The 21444-nt window shown below is 62.2% G+C and carries 14 protein-coding genes and 1 pseudogene; 8 read left to right on the forward strand and 7 right to left on the reverse strand.

The features are described 5' to 3' along the window. Positions 1-30: 30 nt before the first annotated feature. A complete protein-coding gene (locus tag SynA1524_RS02920) occupies positions 31-222 on the forward strand; it encodes a photosystem II assembly family protein (RefSeq protein WP_353616583.1) in 192 nt (63 codons plus the stop codon). A gap of 198 nt (positions 223-420) precedes the next feature. On the opposite strand, the pseudogene SynA1524_RS12960 reads toward SynA1524_RS02920, so the two are convergent. From SynA1524_RS12960 to nblD, 6 genes and pseudogenes are all read right to left on the reverse strand, one after another. Then, positions 421-984, reverse strand: a pseudogene (locus SynA1524_RS12960) (low-complexity tail membrane protein); the annotation flags it as partial. A gap of 14 nt (positions 985-998) precedes the next feature. Further along, positions 999-4559 carry a translation initiation factor IF-2 gene (infB, locus tag SynA1524_RS02925; RefSeq protein WP_186498866.1) on the reverse strand — a complete coding sequence of 1187 codons (3561 nt, stop codon included), beginning with the start codon at positions 4557-4559 and terminating at the stop codon, positions 999-1001. Between the two features lie 69 nt (positions 4560-4628). Further along, on the reverse strand, positions 4629-4907 hold the full coding sequence (locus SynA1524_RS02930; RefSeq protein ID WP_186498867.1) for a YlxR family protein: 279 nt from the start codon (positions 4905-4907) through the stop codon (positions 4629-4631). Beyond that, positions 4904-6331, reverse strand: coding sequence for a transcription termination factor NusA (gene nusA, locus SynA1524_RS02935; RefSeq protein WP_186498868.1), 1428 nt, complete (start codon positions 6329-6331; stop codon positions 4904-4906). Before nusA ends, SynA1524_RS02930 begins: the two co-directional genes overlap by 4 nt. A gap of 47 nt (positions 6332-6378) precedes the next feature. Beyond that, positions 6379-6879, reverse strand: a complete 501-nt coding sequence (rimP, locus tag SynA1524_RS02940; RefSeq protein ID WP_186498869.1) for a ribosome maturation factor RimP — start codon at positions 6877-6879, stop codon at positions 6379-6381. Between the two features lie 73 nt (positions 6880-6952). Next, positions 6953-7210, reverse strand: coding sequence for an NblD family protein (nblD, locus tag SynA1524_RS02945; protein ID WP_286188651.1), 258 nt, complete (start codon positions 7208-7210; stop codon positions 6953-6955). Between the two features lie 219 nt (positions 7211-7429). On the opposite strand from nblD, the gene SynA1524_RS02950 reads away from it, so the two are divergent. Together SynA1524_RS02950 and rpiA are read left to right on the forward strand one after the other, a co-directional pair. Further along, positions 7430-8482, forward strand: a complete 1053-nt coding sequence (locus SynA1524_RS02950) for a trypsin-like peptidase domain-containing protein (protein WP_186499473.1) — start codon at positions 7430-7432, stop codon at positions 8480-8482. Positions 8483-8519: 37 nt separating this feature from the next. Further along, positions 8520-9239 (forward strand): ribose-5-phosphate isomerase RpiA, encoded by a 720-nt coding sequence (rpiA, locus tag SynA1524_RS02955; protein ID WP_186498870.1) that lies wholly within the window; start codon positions 8520-8522, stop codon positions 9237-9239. Here the strand turns inward: rpiA and hisD are convergent. Beyond that, entirely contained in the window at positions 9232-10545 is a 1314-nt protein-coding gene (gene hisD, locus SynA1524_RS02960) for a histidinol dehydrogenase (protein ID WP_186498871.1), read from the reverse strand. The two genes, rpiA and hisD, sit on opposite strands and share 8 nt — an antisense overlap. A gap of 93 nt (positions 10546-10638) precedes the next feature. Between hisD and rpsT the strand changes: the two genes are divergently transcribed. From rpsT to SynA1524_RS02985, 5 genes are all read left to right on the forward strand, one after another. Continuing rightward, positions 10639-10935, forward strand: a complete 297-nt coding sequence (gene rpsT / locus SynA1524_RS02965; RefSeq protein WP_186498872.1) for a 30S ribosomal protein S20 — start codon at positions 10639-10641, stop codon at positions 10933-10935. Positions 10936-10981: 46 nt separating this feature from the next. Continuing rightward, positions 10982-11770 carry a TatD family hydrolase gene (locus SynA1524_RS02970; RefSeq protein WP_186498873.1) on the forward strand — a complete coding sequence of 263 codons (789 nt, stop codon included), beginning with the start codon at positions 10982-10984 and terminating at the stop codon, positions 11768-11770. Positions 11771-12047: 277 nt separating this feature from the next. Continuing rightward, complete coding sequence (rpoB, locus tag SynA1524_RS02975; RefSeq protein WP_186498874.1) at positions 12048-15341, forward strand: DNA-directed RNA polymerase subunit beta; 3294 nt, start codon at positions 12048-12050, stop codon at positions 15339-15341. Between the two features lie 50 nt (positions 15342-15391). Beyond that, positions 15392-17296 carry a DNA-directed RNA polymerase subunit gamma gene (rpoC1, locus tag SynA1524_RS02980; protein ID WP_186498875.1) on the forward strand — a complete coding sequence of 635 codons (1905 nt, stop codon included), beginning with the start codon at positions 15392-15394 and terminating at the stop codon, positions 17294-17296. 47 nt (positions 17297-17343) lie between these two features. Beyond that, positions 17344-21438 (forward strand): DNA-directed RNA polymerase subunit beta', encoded by a 4095-nt coding sequence (locus SynA1524_RS02985; protein ID WP_186498876.1) that lies wholly within the window; start codon positions 17344-17346, stop codon positions 21436-21438. Positions 21439-21444 lie beyond the last annotated feature (6 nt).

Here is a 21444-nt window from a genome sequence, read left to right on the forward strand (position 1 = left end):
TCACGCACCCCCTGGCGTGGGCTCCGGCGTTTGGTCTGGTTCGCGTTGTTCGCCTCCGCCGGCCTGGGACTGTTCACCATGCTCTTCCGTGCTTCCGCTGGCGACAGCGTCGAGATCTCCGACTTCGGGATCCAGGGGGGTGCTCTCCTCCTCTTCAGCAGCCTGCTCTGGTTCGATCGCAGCCGTGATGTCGATGTCGATCAGGGCGGTGGCGACGGCTGAGTCGTCCTCGCTGGTTGCTGCGTCGATGGACGCTGTGTCTTCCGGGACATCGGAGGTTGGCTCCTGATCCGGCCCGTTGGTTGGTTCCGGAGTGGGTTCCGGTTCGTTTGAAGGCTCCGGAGTAGAGACGGGGGGTGGTTCCGGAGTGGGCGAGGGGGTCGGTTCCACTGGCTCCGGCCAGGTCAAGGGGGCGAATTGCAGGAGCTGTAGGCCAAAGCTCGTGCGTTCCTGCCGCAGCTGATCAAGGCTCCACGGTTCAGCGGCGGAGTCGTTCTGTGGTGCTTGGACCAACAGGAGCACCGCCTGCACCAGTTGCTGGATCTGCCAGATCAGTAAGGCCAACAGTGGCGCCGTCAGCAGCAAGCTCACCAGTCGTGAGCTGCCCTGCAAAGGCGAGAATTCGTGGATCAGCCCTGCAGATTCATCCAGCCACCACAGCAGCGGTAGCAGCAGAACAGTGCAACCCACCAGCGCTGAGCGGCTTCCCCATTGGCTCTCGGAGGCGCTGAGCCTCAACTGATCGCTGCTGCGGGACGCCACGGGAAGGCGCAGCAGCAGCAGGGATCCCCAGTCCGCAGGACGTTGCCACAGCGCGATGGCAGGCGCCACAACGCCGACTCCCCAGATCAACAGACGCTCCACGATCGGCACAGGGCCTGGATCCGCTCCTGCCAAAAGGAGGCGGATCAGCAGCAGTTCCAGGGGGATCACGCCGATGGCTAGGCACTGAAGCCAAAGCAGGGGTTCGCGGCGGGATTGCACGGCGGAACGGAGCCTCAGGTGGTGAGTTTGCGGCGCTGGGTGACCATCTTGAAGGCCTCAATCCGGTCGCCGTCTTCCCAGTTGGCAAAGCGATCGGTGCCGACACCACACTCGAAGCCGGTGGCCACCTCCTTGACGTCGTCCTTGTTGCGGCGCAACGAGTCGAGGTCGCCGTCGTACACCACCTGGGAGCCGCGATGGACACGCACCTTGCAGTTGCGTTGCAACTTGCCGGTGGTGACGTAGCAGCCCGCGACGGCGCTCTTGCCAATGGTGAACACCGCCCGCACTTCGGCTTCGCCGAGGGCTTCCTCCACCAGTTCGGGCTCCAACAAGCCCTCCATCGCTAACTGGATGTCCTCCAGCAGCTTGTAGATCACGTCGTAATCGCGCACATCCACGCCGGTGGCATCTGCTGCCTTCTTGGCACCAGAGGCCATTGAGGTGTTGAAGCCCACGATCACGGCGCCGGAGGCGGCCGCCAGGTCGACGTCTGTTTCGGTGACCTCTCCCGGTGCCGATAGCAGCACACGAACCTGGACCTCGTCCTTGGGCAATTGCTCAAGGGAGCCAAGGATTGCTTCCACAGAGCCCTGGACATCAGCCTTGAGGATCAAGTTCAGCTCCTTCAGCTCGCCTTCATTGGCCTGACCTGACATCGCTGTGAGCGACACCCGGCGCGAGGCCATCTGCTGCGCTAAGCGTGTGGCGCGAGCATCCGACGCACGATCTCCCACAACAGCCCGTGCTGATTTCTCGTCGGGATACACCTCGAATTCGTCGCCAGCGGTCGGAACCTCGCTGAAACCGAGGGCCTCAACGGCAAACGAAGGACCAGCCTCTTTAAGACGTTGGCGGTTGTCGTCGACCATGGCCCGAACCTTGCCGAGCACCGGCCCGGCCGCCACGACATCGCCGGTCTTGAGGGTGCCGTTCTGCACCAGCAGGGTGGCCACAGGACCCTTGGCCTTGTCGAGGTGAGCCTCGATCACAGTGCCGCGGGCCAGGCGATCCGGATTGGCCTGAAGGTCTTCCACTTCGGTGACCAGCAGCAGCATCTCCAGCAACTTGTCGATGTTCTCGCCCTTGATGGCACTCACTGGCACCATCACCACATCGCCGCCCCAGTCTTCCGCCAGCAGGTTCTGCTCGGACAGCTCCTGCTTCACCCGGTCGGGGGAGGCCCCTTCCTTATCAATCTTGTTAATTGCCACCACAATCGGCACCTCTGCAGCCCGGGCGTGGCTGATGGCTTCCAGCGTCTGGGGGCGAACGCCGTCGTCAGCGGCAACCACCAGAACGGCCACGTCCGTCACCTTGGTGCCGCGGGCCCGCATGGCCGTGAAGGCTTCGTGGCCCGGGGTGTCGAGGAAGGTGAGCTTGCGGGCTTCGTCGTTGTGGTCGATCTCGACCTGATAAGCACCGATGTGCTGGGTGATGCCGCCGGCCTCGCCGGCAGCGACCCGCGCCTTGCGGATCGCATCGAGAAGGCTCGTTTTGCCGTGGTCGACGTGACCCATGACCGTGACCACGGGTGGACGACGGATGAGGTGTTCCTTGTCGGCTTCTTCGATCATCTCGACGGTCTTCTTGGCCGCCTCCTCCACGTCGTCCTGGAGCACCGGAACGCCGAATTCATCGGCCACCGTCTCGATGGTGTTCATGTCCAGGGTCTGGGTGACCGTGGCAATGATTCCTTTGAAGAACAAGGATTTGATGATCTCGGAGCTCTCGACGCTGAGCATGTCGGCCAGCTCCTGCACCGTGAGGTTGTCCTCCGGAACGATCAGCATCTCCGGCCGCACCTGCTTGGCCTCGCGGGCAGCGCGCAGTTCCATCGCCCGACGCCGCTGGCGTTGACGCGTGGTTTCCTTCTTCCGCTTCCGCATCGCCGCCATCGGCTTGGGAGCGGCCTTTTTCTGCGACTTCGGCTTGGCGGGGCGAGCCAGGCTGGCGGACAGCACAATGGCTTGCTGTTCGCCGGCGAATCCTCCGGTTTCAGCGGTCAGAGCATCGTCGTTCTCGCCGATGATGTGGACCTTCTGGCGCTGCTTCTGTGGCGAACGGCTGCGCAGGGCTTCCAGCTTGGCGCTGTCATCCCAGTCCGGACGTCCAGGGCGGCGTTGGCCGCCGGGTGCACCGGGACGGAAACCACCGGGGCGACGCGGTGCGGTTGGGGCTGTAGGGCGTGCCACCGGTGGCGTGGCCGTTCCGGCACCGTCGCCAGTTTTGGTGGGGGCATCGGGCCGGCGGGGGGCCGGCGCCGTGGGGCGTCCAACGGGCTTCTGCAGTTGCATGAGCTCGCCCGGTGCCACGGGTTTGCGCATGCCGCTTGGCATGCCAGGGCGTTGCGGGCTGCCGGCACCGGGGCGTGTCGGTGGGGCCGGACGACCGCCGATTCCGGTGGAACTGCCGTCCCGGCGGATCGGCTTGCCCACCAGCTCCAGGGTGTTGCCGCCGCTGCGGGTCGGCGCGCCAGGTCGTGTTGGACGCCCAGGACTTCCGGGACGCTGCGGGACACCGGTTCCAGGGCGTTGCGGTGCACCAGCTCCGCTGCGGGTGGGTGCTCCGGTGCCGGGACGCCGCGGAACAGGCTTGCCCACCAGCTCAGGACGAGGTGTGGGGCGCGTGGGTGGCCCCGCTTTGACAGGTGCACCTGGACGCGCTGGTGCTGGAGCCCCTGGACGGGTTGGAGCACCGGGGCGAGGTTCTGATCCAGGGCGGGAAACGATCTGTGGCTTCTGTCCTGCGCCTGGCGTTGGGCGGCTGGGGACAGCTGCAGGCCGTGGTTTGGGTTGATCGGCCGCGGGACGCGCGGGTGCCGGACGGGCCGGGGCCGGTCGTGCCGGGGCTGGTTTGGCGGCAGCGGGTTTGGCTGGTGCGGGCTTAGCGGCAGCTGGTTTGGCTGGCGCGGGTTTTGCAACCGTTGGCTTAGCAACCGTTGGCTTGACGACTGAGGGGCGAGCCGGTGGAGTCGTTGGTTTCGACGGCGCAGAAGCCGCGGCGGGCGTGGCCGGCTTCGGCTTGCTGACGACCTCAGGCTTGGCCGGCTGAGGACGCGGTGGCGGAGCAGCGGCAGGTCTCGGCACTGGTTTGGCCGGTACTGCTGGGGCCGCTGCCTTCGCTGGTGCTGGACGGGCCGGCGCCGCTGGAGCTGCAGGCTTCGCTGGGGCTGCAGGCTTAGACGCTGATGCTGCAGGCTTCGCTGGGGCTGCAGGCTTAGACGCTGATGCTGCAGGCTTCGCTGGGGCTGCAGGCTTAGACGCTGATGCTGCAGGCTTGGCTGGTGCTGCGGGTTTCGCCTGAGCCGGTGCTGGTTTGGCGGGAGCCGCTTTCTTGACTGACAGGATCGCCTTGCCAGGAGCTGGTTTGGCCGGTGCAGGTGCAGACGCTTTGCTGGCGTTGCCTTTCGACTTCAGCAGGCTGCGGATCTGTCCGGCTTCGGCGTCACTGATGGAGCTGCTGTGGCTCTTGGCTGCGATCGACAGCTTCTCGGCCGCATCCAGCACGTCCTTGTTCTCAAGGCCCAGGTCCTTGGACAGCTCGTAAATTCTGACTTTGCCGCTGCTGGTCATTCAGGTCGGATCTCCGGTCGGGCCGGGCACGGTGTGCCGCGGTGGCCACACGCAATGTGGGGCCAATGTTCAGTTTGCCTCAGCGGTCACGTCCGTGGCATCACGGAGCCGCTGTCCCAACGCTGCGAGGACGTCATCGGGCACCTGACAACGCAGGGCTTTCTGAAGTCGTTTGCGGCGCCTGGCCTCCTCGAGGCATGCCTCGCGTTGACAGAGGTAGGCCGATCGACCCATCCCTCTGTCAACACGGACCCCATCCTGATGGTCTCGGATCACCCTCCAGAGGGAGCGGCGATCCAGAAGCTGGCGGCAGGCCACACAGCGACGCAGGATGGGGCGTTGATTCACCGGGCAACCTCGCCGTCGTCCTCAGGGGCAGGTTCCTCGCTGGTCGGCTCCTCTCCGGGCAGCTCTTCAGAAGCGGTGGCCTCGATCTGCTCGCTTTCGCCCAACTCGTCTCCCTCCACGTAATCCTCATCGTCTTCAGGCAGCGGATAGAGCTCCCGCAGGCGGGCATCTTCTTCGGCACGTGCGGCCTGCTCCGCGGCCAGCCGTTCCTCCGCCTCCATCTGCAGCGCCTCTTCCTGTTCTCGTTGAGAGATCAGCTCGGCGACCACGGCGTCTTCTGCGGCCTGGTCGTACTCCGTGGAGTTCTTGATGTCGATCTTCCAGCCCGTGAGGCGTGCCGCCAGCCGCACGTTCTGCCCCTCGCGACCGATGGCCAGGCTGAGTTGGTCGGGGGGAACCAGCACATGGGCGTGCTGACCGAGTGGATCCACCAGGCGAACCATTTCAACCCGCGCCGGACTGAGGGAGTTGGCGATGTACTGGCCGGGGTCCTGGGACCAGCGGATCACATCGATCTTCTCGCCGCGCAGTTCGTTCACCACCTGCTGGATGCGTGAACCGCGGGCACCGATGCAGGCACCCACCGGATCCACTTCCCGTTCGATGCTGTCCACTGCCACCTTGGTACGGGGGCCGACGGACCGTGATGGTGGGTTGGCTTCCCGTGCCACCGCCACGATGCGGACCGATCCCTCCTGGATTTCGGGCACCTCGTTTTCAAAGAGGTAAACCACCAAGCCCGCATTGGAGCGGCTGACAAACAGCTGCGGGCCGCGCCGCGGCACCTCGCTCACCTCTTTGAGGAACACCTTGAAGGTGGCATTGGCGCGGTAGTTGTCGTTGGGGAGCTGATCGCGGCGAGGCAGTTCGGCTTCCACTTCAGGCCTGCCCAACCCTGAGCTCACGGCCATGATCACGGATTGACGCTCAAACCGGATCACCCGTGCGGTCAGCACAGGGTCTTCCAGATCGGCGAACTCCTCCTGGATCATGCGGCGCTGTTGATCCCGCAGCTTCTGGGCCAGCACCTGCTTTGTGGTGGCAGCCGCCATGCGGCCGAAATCATCCTTCTCCGGAGTGACGTCAAGCACCACGGTGTCGCCCGCCTGAGCGTCGTCCGCCACCTGCATCACCTCCTCCAGGGCGATCTGGTGGTCTTCACTTTCCACCTCCTCCACGATGATTTTGCTCGCCAGAACCCGGTAGCCCTCTTCCTCCAGGTCGAGTCCGACATCGAAATTGCTGAAGTACTCCTCGTCAAAGGGGTCTTCGCTGATGCCTAGATACATGGTGCGCCGATAACGCTCGTAGCCCTTCAGCAGGGCTTCGCGCAGGGCCGCTTCCACCACCTGAGGCGGCAACTTCTTCTCTTCGCTGATGTCGTCGATCAGGTTGCTGAGGCCTGGAAGCAGAACGAGAGCCATTGGGTCGAGGTGTCAGAGGTGATGAGAAAGCTGTTCGGTTCGACTGGTTACGAGCCGGGACTTGTGAGGCGGACACTGAGCACGTGATCGCGGGGCAGGCGTTTGATCCGGCCGCGGATGTTGATCTGCAGCGTGTCCTCGTCTCGCTCCAGCAGCAGCCCTTCCAGCCGCTGTTCCGTGTCATTTCTGTCGCGATGCACGACTTCCACAGGAAAACCCCGGAAGGTCTGAAAGTCGCGATCGCTGGACAGGGTCTCCCCGATCCCAGGACTGCTGATCTCCAGAACATAGGCCTCGCTCAGCAGCTGAGCGCTCTCCAGAGCCTCTCCAAGGGTTCCACTGAAACCGGCGCAATCATCCAGGTTGACGTCAACATCGTTGCTGCGGCGGATGTGGACCTCCAGCGTCATCGGAGCCAGATGCGTAAGCAGCTGGATACCGCACAGTTCAAAGCCCTGATCTGCGGCCACGGATGTGGCCAGGGACTCGAGTTCAGGAAGCAGGGGATGCGGCAATGGAAACTGAGGTCGGGCAAGCCCGACGTGCATTCAGTTGTGGCCGATCTCCCTCGGGAGCTGCGCGTCGGACACAAATTCAATGTATCCGACGGCCTGACGAATGTCAGCTCTTCGGCAGATCAATGGATGGTGCATCGGGGAAGGCATCGCCCTTCTGCTCAACACCCCTGAGGTCGGGATCCTGATTGATGCACTGGCGCTGTTGATCAGGCGTTTTGAGGTATTGGCATACCCGGCTCCAAAGCTTGCTGCGGGTCCCTTTCGGACCATTGCTGAACTGCACGGCATCTAGCGTTCCACCATTGGATTCAATAGACACCTGGCAGAGAGGGCAGCAAAGAATCTCCGGTGTGGCGGTCACGGTTCAATGGCAAAGCACGACGGGACACTAATCAGTGCCCCGTCTGTTGCGCTGGTTGATCAGTTGCAACCTTGAACGGAAATGCGGTAACTAAAACCAGTGGCTTTCGGGTCATTGTTGGCTCCGATCCGGACCATCGCTCGAATCCTTTACAACGGGATAACGAACGACGTGCCGCTGATGTTGAAACGATGGTGCCGAGTGCTGTGCATCGGGTTGATGCTGTTGATCGGCGTTCAACCGGCTGTGGCACTGGAGCACAGCTTTGTGGCCGATGCCGTTGAAAAGGTTGCCCCAGCTGTCGTGCGGATCGACACCGAACGCACAGTGGAGCGGCAACCTTTTGATCCGACCCTGATCGACCCGTTGCTGCGCGATCTGCTCGGCGATCCGCCGGTTGGTCAGGAGCGCGAGCGAGGGCAGGGTTCCGGCGTGGTGATCGATCCCGATGGCCTGGTGCTGACCAATGCCCACGTGGTGGATCGGGTGGAAACCGTGAGCGTCACGCTGGCGGATGGTGACCAGCTGGATGGGCGTGTGGTGGGCACGGATCCTGTGACCGACCTCGCCCTGGTTCGCCTGGACACAAGCGCTCTGCCACCGCAGGCGCCCCTCGGAGACTCCGAAGCGATGCAAGTGGGCGACTGGGCCATTGCCCTCGGCACTCCCTACGGCCTGGAACGCACGGTGACCTTGGGCATCGTCAGCAGCCTGCACCGCAATATCAACAGTCTCGGCTTCTCCGACAAACGGCTTGATCTGATCCAGACCGATGCCGCCATCAACCCAGGCAATTCCGGCGGACCGTTGGTGAATGGTGACGGCGAGGTAATCGGGATCAACACTCTGGTGCGGTCAGGCCCCGGAGCTGGTCTTGGCTTTGCGATTCCGATCAACCTGGCGCGTCGGGTCGCTGATCAGCTGCTTCAGGACGGTGAGGTGGTGCATCCCTACATCGGACTGCAGCTGGTGGGACTGACCGCTCGCATCGCCCGTGAGCACAACCGCGATCCCAACGCCCTGGTGCAACTGCCCGAACGCAACGGCGCCCTGGTTCAGAGCGTGCTGCCGGATGGCCCCTCCGACAAGGCAGGCCTGCGTCGCGGTGATCTGGTGATTGCTGTTGATGAAAGTCCCGTCGAGGATCCCCAGGCCTTGCTGGAGGTGGTTGATGCGGCCCGGGTTGGCACCCCCCTCCCCTTGAAACTGCTGCGCAATGGTCGCGAGATCAACCTGTCGGTGAAGCCGGCCCCCTTACCGGGTCTGGCCTGAAACCCTTGCTACGGTCGCGCCCAACCAATCCGGTTCGATGGCCGATCTCCAGACCCAGATGAAGCAAGCGGTGGCCGATGCCGCCGTTGAGCAGATCAAGGACGGCATGGTTCTGGGTCTCGGGTCTGGTTCCACGGCTGCCCTGATGATCAAAGCCCTCGGGGCGAAGCTGGCCTGTGGTGAGCTGAAGGACATTGTTGGTGTCACCACCTCCTTCCAAGGTGAGGTTCTTGCCGCGGAGCTCAACATCCCTCTGCTCAGCCTCAATGCGGTTGATCGCATCGATCTGGCCATCGATGGCGCCGATGAAGTGGATCCAGGCTTTCAACTGATCAAAGGCGGCGGTGCCTGTCACGTTCAGGAGAAGCTGGTGGCAGCTCGCGCCGATCGGTTCGTTGTGGTCGTGGATTCCACCAAGCTCGTGGAGCGATTGAACCTGGGATTTCTGTTGCCGGTGGAAGTCTTACCCGGTGCCTGGCGTCAGGTTCAGCACCAGCTGGCAGCTCTCGGCGGCAAAGCCGAACTGCGCATGGCCCAGCGCAAAGCTGGCCCGGTGGTGACCGATCAGGGCAATCTCGTTCTCGATGTGACAATGAACGGTGGGATTTCCGATCCGGCGGCACTGGAATCAACGGTGAACAACATTCCCGGTGTTCTGGAGAACGGGTTGTTCGTTGATCTCGTTGATGAGGTGCTGGTTGGAGAGATCACCGATGGGTCTGCGGGGGTTCGCAGCCTGGAGAAGCGGCTCAGCTGAGCCGCTTGCGGACGGACTCCGCATGGCTGTGCAGTCCTTCGCTTTCCGCCAGTTCACACACCGCTGAGGCGGTGGCATCCAGAGCTGCACGGTTGAACTGGATCATCGAGGTGTGGCGCATGAACGTCTCCACGCTGAGGGCACCGCTGAACCGGGCCGCGGCGCATGTGGGCAACGTGTGGTTTGGGCCAGCCAGGTAATCGCCAACGGCCTCCGGTGACCAGGGACCCAGAAAGATGGCTCCGGCGTGTTGGATCCGATCGGCCACGGCCTCGGGACGCTCCACCAGCAGCTCCAGGTGCTCTGGAGCAAAGCTGTCACTGAGCTGGGCGCAGGTCTCGAGGTCGTCACAGACCACCACCAACCCCCAGTCTCGAAGTGAGGCTTCGCAGATCTCGCGGCGGGGATGATCCTCCAGCTGTTGTGCGATGGCGCTGCCTATTCCATCGGCAAGCTGGTGTGAGGTGGTGATCAGCACGGAGGAGGCGAGGGGATCATGCTCCGCCTGAGCCAGCAGGTCGGCCGCCACCTGCTCCGGTTGGGCGCTCTGGTCAGCGATCACGAGAACTTCGCTGGGACCAGCCAGCGAATCGATGCCCACCTGGCCGTAGACCGCCTGCTTGGCCAGGGTTACATATATGTTGCCCGGGCCGCTGATCACATCCACCTTGGGAACGCTTTCGGTGCCGAAAGCCATCGCAGCAATGGCCTGAGCGCCACCGATGCGCATCACCGTGTGAACGCTGGCCAGATGCGCGGCCGCCAGCACGACGGGACTCACCTGACCATCGGACCCGGCGGGGGAGCAGATCACAACCTGTTCAACGCCGGCCACCCGTGCCGGGACCGCATTCATCAGAACGGTGCTGGGGTAAGCAGCCCGTCCACCGGGCACGTAGAGACCTGCCCGCTGCACCGGTCGCCAGCGCCGTCCCAACTGCTCGCCGTGGGCCCCTTCCATCCGGATGTCCTCCGGACGCTGCCGCTGGTGAAACTCGTTGATGCGGCGATGGGCCAGTTCCAGCGCATCGCGCAGGTTCTCCGGCAGGGCCTTCCAGGCTTTTTCCAGCTGGTGTTTGGGGACTGAAACTGGATCGGGCCGGAATCCGTCGAAGCGCTCCGTGAAGTCGCACACGGCAGCATCGCCCCGTTCATGAACCGCCTTGAGAATGGCGTCGACCCGGTCCTGAACATCCCTTTGCTGGCTGGTCTGGGTCCGGCGCGTCAACCGTTGCAACTCAGCCTCAGCCTGCTGTGGATCCCGGACGCAGCGCAGAGGGAAGGCCAGAGATCGGCTCTCGGACAAGACAGATGGAGATTCGGTTCAATCAAGCTAGAGCCCGAACCAGTCACCAGCTGAGGAGTATGGTTTTGGATTGTTCGCAACGTTTCAGCCTCAGTGGCCAATAACCAAGCAGCGAAGAAGCGGATTGAGATCGCTGAACGCAACCGCCTTCGCAACCGCACTTACAAGTCCGCCCTGCGCACCCTGATGAGGCGTTGCTTCGTCGCCTGCGAGGCGTACAGCAAAGAACCCGGAGATGCAGCCAAGGCAACCGTCTCAGCCTCGATGAATGCTGCATTCAGCAAGATCGACAAGGCCGTGAAGGTGGGTGTGCTGCATCGCAACAACGGCGCCCATCAAAAGTCTCGTCTCAGCGCTACGGTTCGCAAGGTGCTCGAGCCCTCCAGCTGATCGACCGAAGCCGGCAGAATGGGGCTGAAAGCGCGTTTCAGCCTCTGTGTCGTCCACACCAACGTTGATTGACAGTCACTGTCACATCGTTTTCAGAAACTTCGACGACGACCTCGATGAGGTGGCCTCCCGCTGGCGCGAAGCAGGGGTCAAGGCCCTGTTGCATGCCTGCGTGGAGCCGTCCGAAATTCCTGCGATTCGGGCACTGGCTGATCGCTTCCCTGAGATGCGTTACTCCGTGGGGGTTCATCCCCTGGATACGGAGCACTGGCGTGACGACACCATTGCGGTGCTGAGACGTGCATCGCTGGAGGACGAGCGGGTCGTTGCCATTGGCGAACTGGGGCTTGATTTATTCCGTGACAAGAACCTCGAGGAACAGCTGCAGGTGCTCCGTCCGCAGCTGGATCTGGCGGTGGAGTTGGATCTGCCGGTGATCATCCATTGCCGTGATGCCGCTGAGCCGATGCTCAACGAGCTTCGTGCACGCGTTCCTGACGGTCGCTGTCCCCGTGGGGTGATGCACTGCTGGGGCGGGACCCCCGATGAGATGGACGGCTTCCTGGAGCTCGGTTTCTACATCAGCTTCAGTGGCACGGTCACCTTCCCGAAGGCTGTCCCCACCCATGACTGTGCGCGTCAGGTGCCGGAGGATCGCTTTCTGGTGGAAACGGATTGCCCCTTCCTGGCGCCGGTGCCCCGGCGGGGCAAACGCAACGAACCTGCTTTTGTGGCGTCGGTGGCCAACCGGGTGGCTGAACTCCGCGGTGTCGACCTCGACACGGTTGCGGCCAGCAGCACCGCCAACGCCCGTCGTTTGTTCGGTCTTCCATAAACTGAGTGGAAAGCATTCAAGTCTGATGTGTAAGATGATGTATTGGCCTGGCCATGGATCCGGTTCGCCGAATCCGTGGAGCCCGAAGCGTCCATTCCCTTCCGGTGCACTTGTCGTCGTCAGCTGATCTGACCCTCGATCTCTGAGCTCAATTGCGGCGCTGCCGGTCCCTTAATCGGGACGGGCAGCCGCCGCTTTTGCTGTCTCGGAGCGATGTGGTTGTGCTGATGGTGTTCGTCCAGGTCGTGTCCCTTTCGTCCTCTCTGCCGGTCCCCGCATGAGCAGCAGCGCGATTCAGGTCGCCAAGACCGCCACCTATCTCCCCGATCTGGTGGAGGTGCAGCGGGCCAGCTTCAAGTGGTTTCTGGATCTGGGCCTGATCGAGGAGCTGGAGAGCTTCTCCCCCATTACCGACTACACCGGCAAGCTGGAGCTGCATTTCATCGGTAGCGAGTACCGACTGAAGCGCCCTCGCCACGATGTGGAAGAGGCAAAACGCCGTGACGCAACCTTTGCGTCGCAGATGTACGTGACCTGCCGCCTGGTCAACAAAGAGACCGGTGAAATCAAGGAGCAGGAGGTCTTCATCGGTGAACTGCCGCTGATGACCGAGCGAGGCACCTTCATCATCAACGGTGCTGAACGCGTGATCGTGAATCAGATCGTGCGCAGCCCCGGGGTCTATTTCAAGGATGAAATGGACAAGAACGGACGACGCACGTACAACGCCAGCGTCATCCCCAACCGTGGCGCCTGGCTGAAGTTCGAAACCGACAAGAACAGCCTTCTCCACGTTCGCGTCGACAAGACCCGCAAGATCAACGCACACGTGCTGATGCGCGCGATGGGGCTGTCGGATAACGACGTGCTCGATAAATTGCGGCACCCGGAGTTCTACAAAAAGTCGATTGATGCCGCAAATGATGAGGGCATCAGCTCGGAAGACCAGGCCCTGCTGGAACTTTACAAGAAACTGCGTCCAGGTGAACCACCCTCGGTGAGTGGTGGTCAGCAGCTCTTGCAGACCCGCTTCTTCGACCCCAAGCGCTACGACCTCGGTCGGGTTGGTCGCTACAAGATCAACAAAAAGCTCCGCCTCACCATCCCCGACACGGTGCGCACCCTCACCCATGAGGACGTGCTCTCCACCCTCGACTATCTGATCAACCTCGAGCTGGATGTCGGTGGCGCCAGCCTCGACGACATCGATCACCTGGGCAACCGCCGCGTTCGTTCCGTGGGCGAGCTGCTGCAGAACCAGGTGCGGGTGGGCCTCAACCGCCTCGAGCGAATCATCAAGGAGCGGATGACAGTCGGCGAGACCGATTCGCTCACCCCGGCCCAGCTGGTGAACCCCAAGCCACTGGTGGCGGCGATCAAGGAGTTCTTCGGCTCCAGCCAGCTGAGCCAGTTCATGGATCAGACGAACCCTCTGGCTGAGCTGACCCACAAGCGCCGCATTTCTGCCCTTGGACCTGGTGGTCTCACCCGGGAGCGCGCCGGCTTTGCTGTCCGTGATATCCATCCCTCCCATTACGGCCGTCTCTGCCCGATCGAGACACCGGAAGGCCCTAACGCCGGTCTGATCAACTCCCTGGCCACCCACGCACGGGTGAATGAGTACGGCTTCATCGAGACCCCGTTCTGGAAAGTAGAGAACGGAGTGGTCATCAAAGACGGTGATCCCATCTACCTGTCGGCTGACCGAGAGGACGAAGTGCGGGTGGCCCCTGGTGACGTCGCCACCGAATCCGATGGACGCATCAAGGCTGATCTGATTCCTGTTCGCTACCGCCAGGACTTCGAGAAGGTGCCGCCCGAGCAGGTGGATTACGTCGCCTTGTCTCCGGTTCAGGTGATTTCGGTCGCTGCTTCCCTGATTCCCTTCCTGGAGCACGACGACGCCAACCGCGCCCTGATGGGGTCCAACATGCAGCGCCAGGCTGTGCCTCTGCTGCGTCCTGAGCGTGCCCTGGTGGGGACCGGTCTTGAGACCCAGGTGGCCCGTGACTCCGGCATGGTGCCGATCTCACGGGTCAACGGCACCGTGATCTTCGTGGATGCCACCGCCATCGTCGTCCAGGACGAAGAGGGCCAGGAACACACCCACTACCTGCAGAAATATCAGCGCTCCAACCAGGACACCTGCCTCAACCACCGACCGATCGTCCGTTGCGGCGATCAGGTGATCGTTGGTCAGGTGATGGCGGATGGCTCCGCCTGCGAGGGCGGTGAAATTGCCCTGGGTCAGAACGTGCTGATCGCCTATATGCCCTGGGAGGGTTACAACTTCGAGGACGCCTTGCTGGTGAGCGAGCGTCTTGTAACGGACGACCTCTACACCTCGGTGCACATCGAGAAGTACGAGATCGAAGCCCGTCAGACCAAGCTCGGACCTGAGGAGATCACCCGCGAGATCCCCAACGTCGCTGAGGAGAGTCTCGGCAACCTTGACGAGATGGGCATCATCCGCGTCGGTGCCTTCGTTGAGAGCGGCGACATCCTGGTGGGCAAGGTCACGCCGAAAGGTGAGTCGGACCAGCCGCCGGAAGAGAAGCTGCTGCGGGCGATCTTCGGTGAGAAGGCACGCGACGTTCGCGACAACTCCCTGCGGGTGCCGGGCACCGAGCGTGGACGTGTGGTGGACGTACGGATCTACACCCGTGAGCAGGGGGATGAACTGCCGCCCGGCGCCAACATGGTGGTGCGGGTCTACGTGGCACAGCGCCGCAAGATTCAGGTGGGCGACAAGATGGCCGGTCGCCACGGCAACAAGGGCATTATCAGCCGCATCCTTCCCCGGGAGGACATGCCCTACCTGCCGGACGGCACCCCCGTTGACATCTGCCTCAACCCTCTGGGTGTGCCGAGCCGGATGAATGTCGGTCAGGTGTTCGAGCTGCTGATGGGCTGGGCTGCATCCAACCTGGATTCCCGGGTTCGGATCGTGCCGTTTGACGAAATGCACGGTGCCGAGATGTCGCAGGAAACCTGCGAAGCCTTCCTCAAAGAAGCGGCCAAGCAACCCGGTAAGGCCTGGGTGTACAACCCCGACGATCCCGGCAAGTTGGTGCTGCGTGACGGCCGGACCGGGCAGCCCTTTGACCAGCCTGTGGCCGTGGGCTATTCCCACTTCCTCAAGCTGGTGCACCTGGTGGATGACAAGATCCACGCCCGCTCAACCGGTCCCTACTCCCTGGTTACCCAGCAGCCCCTGGGCGGTAAGGCTCAGCAGGGCGGTCAGCGTCTGGGTGAGATGGAAGTGTGGGCTCTCGAGGCTTATGGCGCTGCCTACACCCTTCAGGAACTGCTCACAGTCAAGTCCGACGACATGCAGGGACGCAACGAGGCGCTCAACGCCATCGTCAAGGGCAAGCCGATCCCCCGCCCCGGCACGCCGGAATCCTTCAAGGTGCTGATGCGCGAACTCCAGTCCCTGGGTCTCGACATCGCTGTGTACACCGATGAAGGCAAGGAGGTGGATCTGATGCAGGACGTGAACCCCCGCCGCAGCACTCCAAGCCGTCCCACCTACGAATCCCTCGGCGTCGCGGATTACGACGAGGACTGACGGACCGAACGGATCACAACGACTGACACCCCTTCCTCCAACCGCCGTCCATGACCAACAGCAACCTCCGCACCGAGAACCACTTCGATTACGTCAAGATCACCCTCGCCTCACCCGAACGGGTGATGGAGTGGGGCCAACGCACCCTGCCCAATGGTCAGGTGGTTGGTGAGGTCACCAAACCGGAGACCATCAACTACCGGACCCTGAAGCCCGAGATGGACGGGCTGTTCTGCGAAAAGATTTTTGGTCCCTCCAAGGACTGGGAATGCCATTGCGGTAAGTACAAGCGGGTGCGTCACCGCGGCATCGTCTGTGAGCGCTGTGGTGTGGAGGTCACCGAAAGCCGGGTGCGTCGTCACCGGATGGGTTTCATCAAGCTGGCAGCACCGGTCTCCCACGTCTGGTACCTGAAGGGCATCCCCAGCTATGTGGCGATCCTTCTGGACATGCCCCTGCGGGATGTGGAGCAAATCGTTTACTTCAACTGCTACGTGGTGCTGGATCCCGGCGACCACAAAGAGCTGAAGTACAAACAGCTGCTCACCGAGGACGAGTGGCTGGAGATCGAAGACGAGATCTATGCCGAGGAATCGGAGATCGAGAACGAGCCTGTGGTGGGCATCGGTGCTGAGGCGCTCAAGCAACTGCTCGAAGATCTCAATCTGGAGGAAGTGGCTGAGCAGCTGCGTGAGGAGATCAACGGCAGCAAGGGCCAGAAGCGGGCCAAGCTGATCAAGCGTCTGCGGGTCATCGATAACTTCCTGGCCACCAGTGCCCGTCCTGAGTGGATGGTGCTGGATGTGATTCCGGTGATCCCGCCGGATCTCCGCCCGATGGTGCAGCTGGATGGTGGTCGTTTCGCCACCAGTGATCTCAACGATCTCTACCGGCGGGTTATCAACCGCAACAACCGTCTGGCCAGGCTTCAGGAAATCCTGGCTCCCGAAATCATCGTCCGCAACGAGAAGCGGATGCTGCAGGAGGCCGTCGACGCCTTGATCGACAACGGTCGACGCGGTCGCACCGTCGTCGGCGCCAATAACCGTCCGCTGAAATCACTCAGCGACATCATTGAGGGCAAACAGGGTCGCTTCCGTCAGAACCTGCTGGGCAAACGGGTCGACTACTCCGGTCGTTCCGTGATCGTGGTGGGTCCGAAGCTGAAGATGCATCAGTGCGGCCTGCCGAAGGAGATGGCGATCGAGCTGTTTCAGCCCTTCGTGATTCATCGCCTGATCCGCCAGAACATCGTCAACAACATCAAGGCGGCCAAGAAGCTCATTCAGCGGGCCGACGACGAGGTGATGCAGGTGCTGCAGGAGGTGATCGACGGTCACCCGATCATGTTGAACCGAGCCCCGACGCTGCACCGTCTCGGCATCCAGGCCTTCGAACCGAAGCTCGTTGATGGTCGCGCCATTCAGCTCCACCCGCTGGTCTGCCCCGCCTTCAACGCCGACTTCGACGGTGACCAGATGGCTGTACACGTGCCCCTGGCGATCGAAGCCCAGACCGAGGCCCGCATGTTGATGCTGGCCAGCAACAACATCCTGTCGCCGGCCACCGGTGAGCCGATCGTGACCCCGTCCCAGGACATGGTGCTCGGTTCCTACTACCTCACGGCTCTGCAGCCAGGGGCTGAACAGCCTGAATTCGGTGATCGCAGCCGCACCTACTCAAGCCTCGAGGATGTGATCCATGCCTTCGAAGACACCCGCATCGGCCTGCATGACTGGATCTGGGTGCGTTTCAACGGCGAAGTCGAAGACAACGATGAGCTGGACGAGCCCATTAAGAGCGAAACCCTCAGCGATGGCACCCGCATTGAGCAGTGGACCTACCGCCGCGATCGTTTTGACGAAGACGGTGCCCTGATCAGCCGTTACATCCTCACCACGACCGGCCGGGTGGTGATGAATCACACGATCATCGGCGCGGTGGCCGACGCCTGAGTTTTTCCTCCTTCCGCACGATCTCCTCTTCTCACCCGCGCGCAGCCATGACCTCCTCCTCCTCTAAATCCAGCAAGTCACGTAAGTCCAGCAAGGCCGCCAAGGACACCGCCCCTGTTCTTGAGAGCGCGTCCCGTCCCCTCAGCAAGACGCCCCCACCGTTCCGAAACCACATCGTCGACAAACGGGGCCTCAAGCAGCTGGTGGCCTGGGCCTACAAAAACCACGGCACGGCGGTCACCTCATCAATGGCCGACAAGCTCAAGGATCTCGGCTTCCGCTACGCCACTCAGGCGGCGGTTTCGATTTCCGTGAACGATCTGCGTGTTCCTGAGGCAAAAAAAGCTCTGCTGGGAGAAGCCGAGGAGCAGATCACAGCCACGGAGGAGCGTTACCGGTTGGGTGAGATCACGGAGGTGGAGCGTCACACCAAGGTCATCGACACCTGGACTGAGACCAATGAGCGCCTGGTGGATGCGGTCAAGAAGAACTTCAACCAGAGCGCACCGCTGAATTCGGTCTGGATGATGGCCAACTCAGGCGCCCGGGGAAACATGTCCCAGGTGCGACAGCTGGTGGGCATGCGGGGCCTGATGGCCAACCCCCAGGGCGAGATCATCGACCTGCCAATCCGCACCAACTTCCGCGAAGGTCTCACGGTCACCGAATACGTCATCTCCTCCTACGGCGCCCGTAAGGGTCTGGTGGACACCGCCCTGCGAACAGCCGACTCCGGTTATCTGACCCGTCGCCTGGTGGACGTGGCGCAGGACGTCATCGTTCGCGAAGACGATTGCGGCACCACCCGCCACATCATGGTGGAGGCTGAAGATGGACGTTTCGGCAACCGTTTGGTCGGCCGCCTCACGGCATCCCAGGTGGTGAGCGCCGATGGAGAGGTGCTGGCAGAGCGGGACACCGAAATCGACCCACCCCTGTCAAAACGCATCGAAAAGGCAGGGGTCACCGCGGTGAGCGTGCGCTCTCCCCTCACCTGCGAGGCCAACCGCTCCGTCTGCCGCAAGTGCTACGGCTGGGCCCTGGCCCACAACGAACTGGTGGACCTCGGTGAAGCCGTTGGCATCATTGCGGCCCAGTCGATCGGTGAGCCCGGAACCCAGCTCACGATGCGCACCTTCCACACCGGTGGTGTGTCCACGGCCGAAACCGGTGTGGTGCGTTCCGCTGTATCGGGCACCATCGAGTTCTCTGCCAAGGCCAGGGTTCGCCCTTACCGCACGCCCCACGGCGTGAATGCCCAACAGGCCGAGGTTGACTTCAACCTCTCCATCAAACCGTCAGGAAAGGGCAAAACCCAGAAAATTGAGATCACCAATGGTTCGCTGCTGTTTGTTGAGAACGGTCAGACCATCGATGCTGATGTGACCGTTGCTCAGATCGCCGCTGGTGCGGTGAAGAAGAGCGTGGAGAAAGCCACCAAGGACGTGATTTGCGACTTGGCCGGTCAGGTGCGCTACGAGGAAGCGATCCAGCCCCGGGAAGTGACAGACCGTCAGGGCAACATCACCCTCAAGGCCCAGCGTCTGGGCCGGATGTGGGTGCTGGCGGGTGATGTGTACAACCTGCCTCCCAATGCCCAACCGGTGGTTCAAGGAGATACCGAGGTCACCGAAGGTCAGGTGCTGGCGGAAGCCAGTCAGCGCAGTGAGTACGGCGGTGATGTGCGCCTGCGCGACTCCATCGGCGATTCCCGCGAAGTTCAGATCGTCACCACAGCGATGACGCTGAAGGACTTCAAGCTGCTGGAGGAGTCCACCCACTCCGGAGAGATCTGGAATCTGGAGGCCAAGGACGGCACCCGCTACCGGTTGAACACCATTCCAGGCAGCAAGATCGGCTCTGGTGAAGTGATCGCCGAACTGGCCGACGACCGCTTCCGCACCGGCACCGGTGGCCTTGTCAAGTTCGCCCCCGGTCTGGCGATCAAGAAGGCTCGTTCCGCCAAGAACGGCTACGAGGTCAACAAGGGCGGCACCTTGCTCTGGATCCCCCAGGAGACCCACGAGATCAACAAGGACATCTCCCTATTGATGATCACCGATGGTCAGTGGATCGAAGCCGGCACCGAAGTGGTGAAGGACATCTTCAGCCAGACCGCCGGCATCGTCACGGTCACCCAGAAAAACGACATTCTGCGCGAGATCATTGTTCGCAGCGGTGATTTCCACCTCAGTTCCGACAGCAAAGCCCTGGAGCGATTTGAGGGTGATGGCCAGATGGTCAACCCCGGTGAGGAAATCGTTAAGGGTCTGAGCATCGAGGAGATGAAGTACGTCCAGACCTTGGAGACCCCTGAGGGCAAAGGTCTGCTGCTCCGTCCCGTGGAGGAATACACCATCCCCAACGAAGCGCAACTGCCTGAGTTGTCGCACGTCAAACAGGCCAATGGCCCCCACCTGGGCATCAAGGCCACCCAGCGACTGGCGTTCAAGGACAACGAGCTGATCAAATCAGTGGAGGGCGTTGAACTGCTCAAGACCCAGCTGATCCTCGAGACCTTCGACACCACGCCGCAGATGACCGTGGATGTGGAGAAGGCTCCTGACAAACGGGCCAAGACAATCTCCCGTCTGAGGCTGGTGATCCTCGAATCGATCCTGGTGCGTCGCGACACCATGTCCGACTCCAGTCACGGCTCCACCCACACCGAGCTGCAGGTGGAAGACGGCATCTCCGTCAAAGCTGGCGATGTGATCGCCACGACCCAGATCCTCTGCAAGCAGGCCGGTGTTGCGCAGCTGCCAGAAGCCTCTGAGGCAGATCCCGTCCGCCGTTTGCTTGTTGAGCGTCCGGAAGACACCACCACCCTCAGCACCTCCGGCAAACCGGTGGTCGCTGTTGGTCAACGCATCGTCGATGGCGAACTGCTGGCTGAGGGAGAGCCCTCAAGCTGCTGCGGTGAGGTGGAAGCTGTCGACAGCAACAGCGTGACCCTGCGCCTTGGCCGTCCTTACATGGTGTCTCCTGACTCCGTCCTGCACGTCCGTGACGGTGATCTGGTTCAGCGCGGTGACGGTTTGGCCCTGCTGGTGTTTGAACGTCAGAAGACTGGTGACATCGTTCAGGGTCTGCCCCGAATCGAGGAATTGCTGGAGGCCCGTCGTCCGCGTGAGTCTGCAGTGCTGTGCAAAAAGCCCGGCACGGTAGAGATCAAGCAAGGTGACGACGACGAGTCACTCACGGTGACGGTGATCGAAGCCGATGACGCCATCGGCGAATACCCGATCCTGCTGGGTCGCAACGTGATGGTCAGCGATGGCCAGCAGGTGACCGCCGGTGAGCTGCTCACCGATGGTCCGATCAACCCCCATGAGCTGCTGGAGTGTTTCTTCGAAGACCTTCGCAGCCGTAAGCCGTTGATGGATGCGGCGCAGGAAGCGATTGCCAACCTGCAGCACCGTCTGGTGACCGAGGTGCAGAACGTCTACAAATCCCAGGGCGTGTCGATTGACGACAAGCACATCGAGGTCATCGTGCGTCAGATGACCAGCAAGGTGCGGGTCGAAGATGCCGGTGACACCACCCTGCTGCCCGGTGAGCTGATCGAACTGCGTCAGGTGGAAGACACCAACCAGGCCATGGCGATCACCGGTGGTGCCCCCGCGGAATTCACGCCGGTGCTGTTGGGGATCACCAAGGCTTCGCTCAACACCGACAGCTTCATCTCCGCCGCCTCCTTCCAGGAGACCACGCGCGTGCTCACGGAAGCTGCCATCGAGGGCAAGAGCGATTGGCTGCGGGGCCTCAAAGAGAACGTGATCATCGGTCGCTTGATCCCTGCAGGCACCGGCTTCAGCGGTTTCGAAGAGGAGCTGCAGAAGGAGGCTGGCCCTCACCCAGACATCCTGTCGGAGGATCCCGCCGGCTACCGCCGCATGCAGAACCTTCGTCCGGATTACACCGTAGAGATGCCTCCGGCCGCCAGCTCCACGGCTGTGTTGGATGACCCCAGCGATGCCGATCTTGAGGCGACCCGCACCCGCCACAACATCGACCCCTCCACCAGCAACTTCGCCGCGTTTGCCCGCCCGGATGCCGACAATGAGCTGAAGGAGGAGCAAGTCGTTGATGCTGAAGCCGTCGAAGGTCTTCAGGAAGAGGGCCTGCTTTCAGACGACTGATCACCG

It is taken from the genome of Synechococcus sp. A15-24, assembly GCF_014280195.1.
In the GTDB taxonomy this organism is placed as follows: domain Bacteria; phylum Cyanobacteriota; class Cyanobacteriia; order PCC-6307; family Cyanobiaceae; genus Parasynechococcus.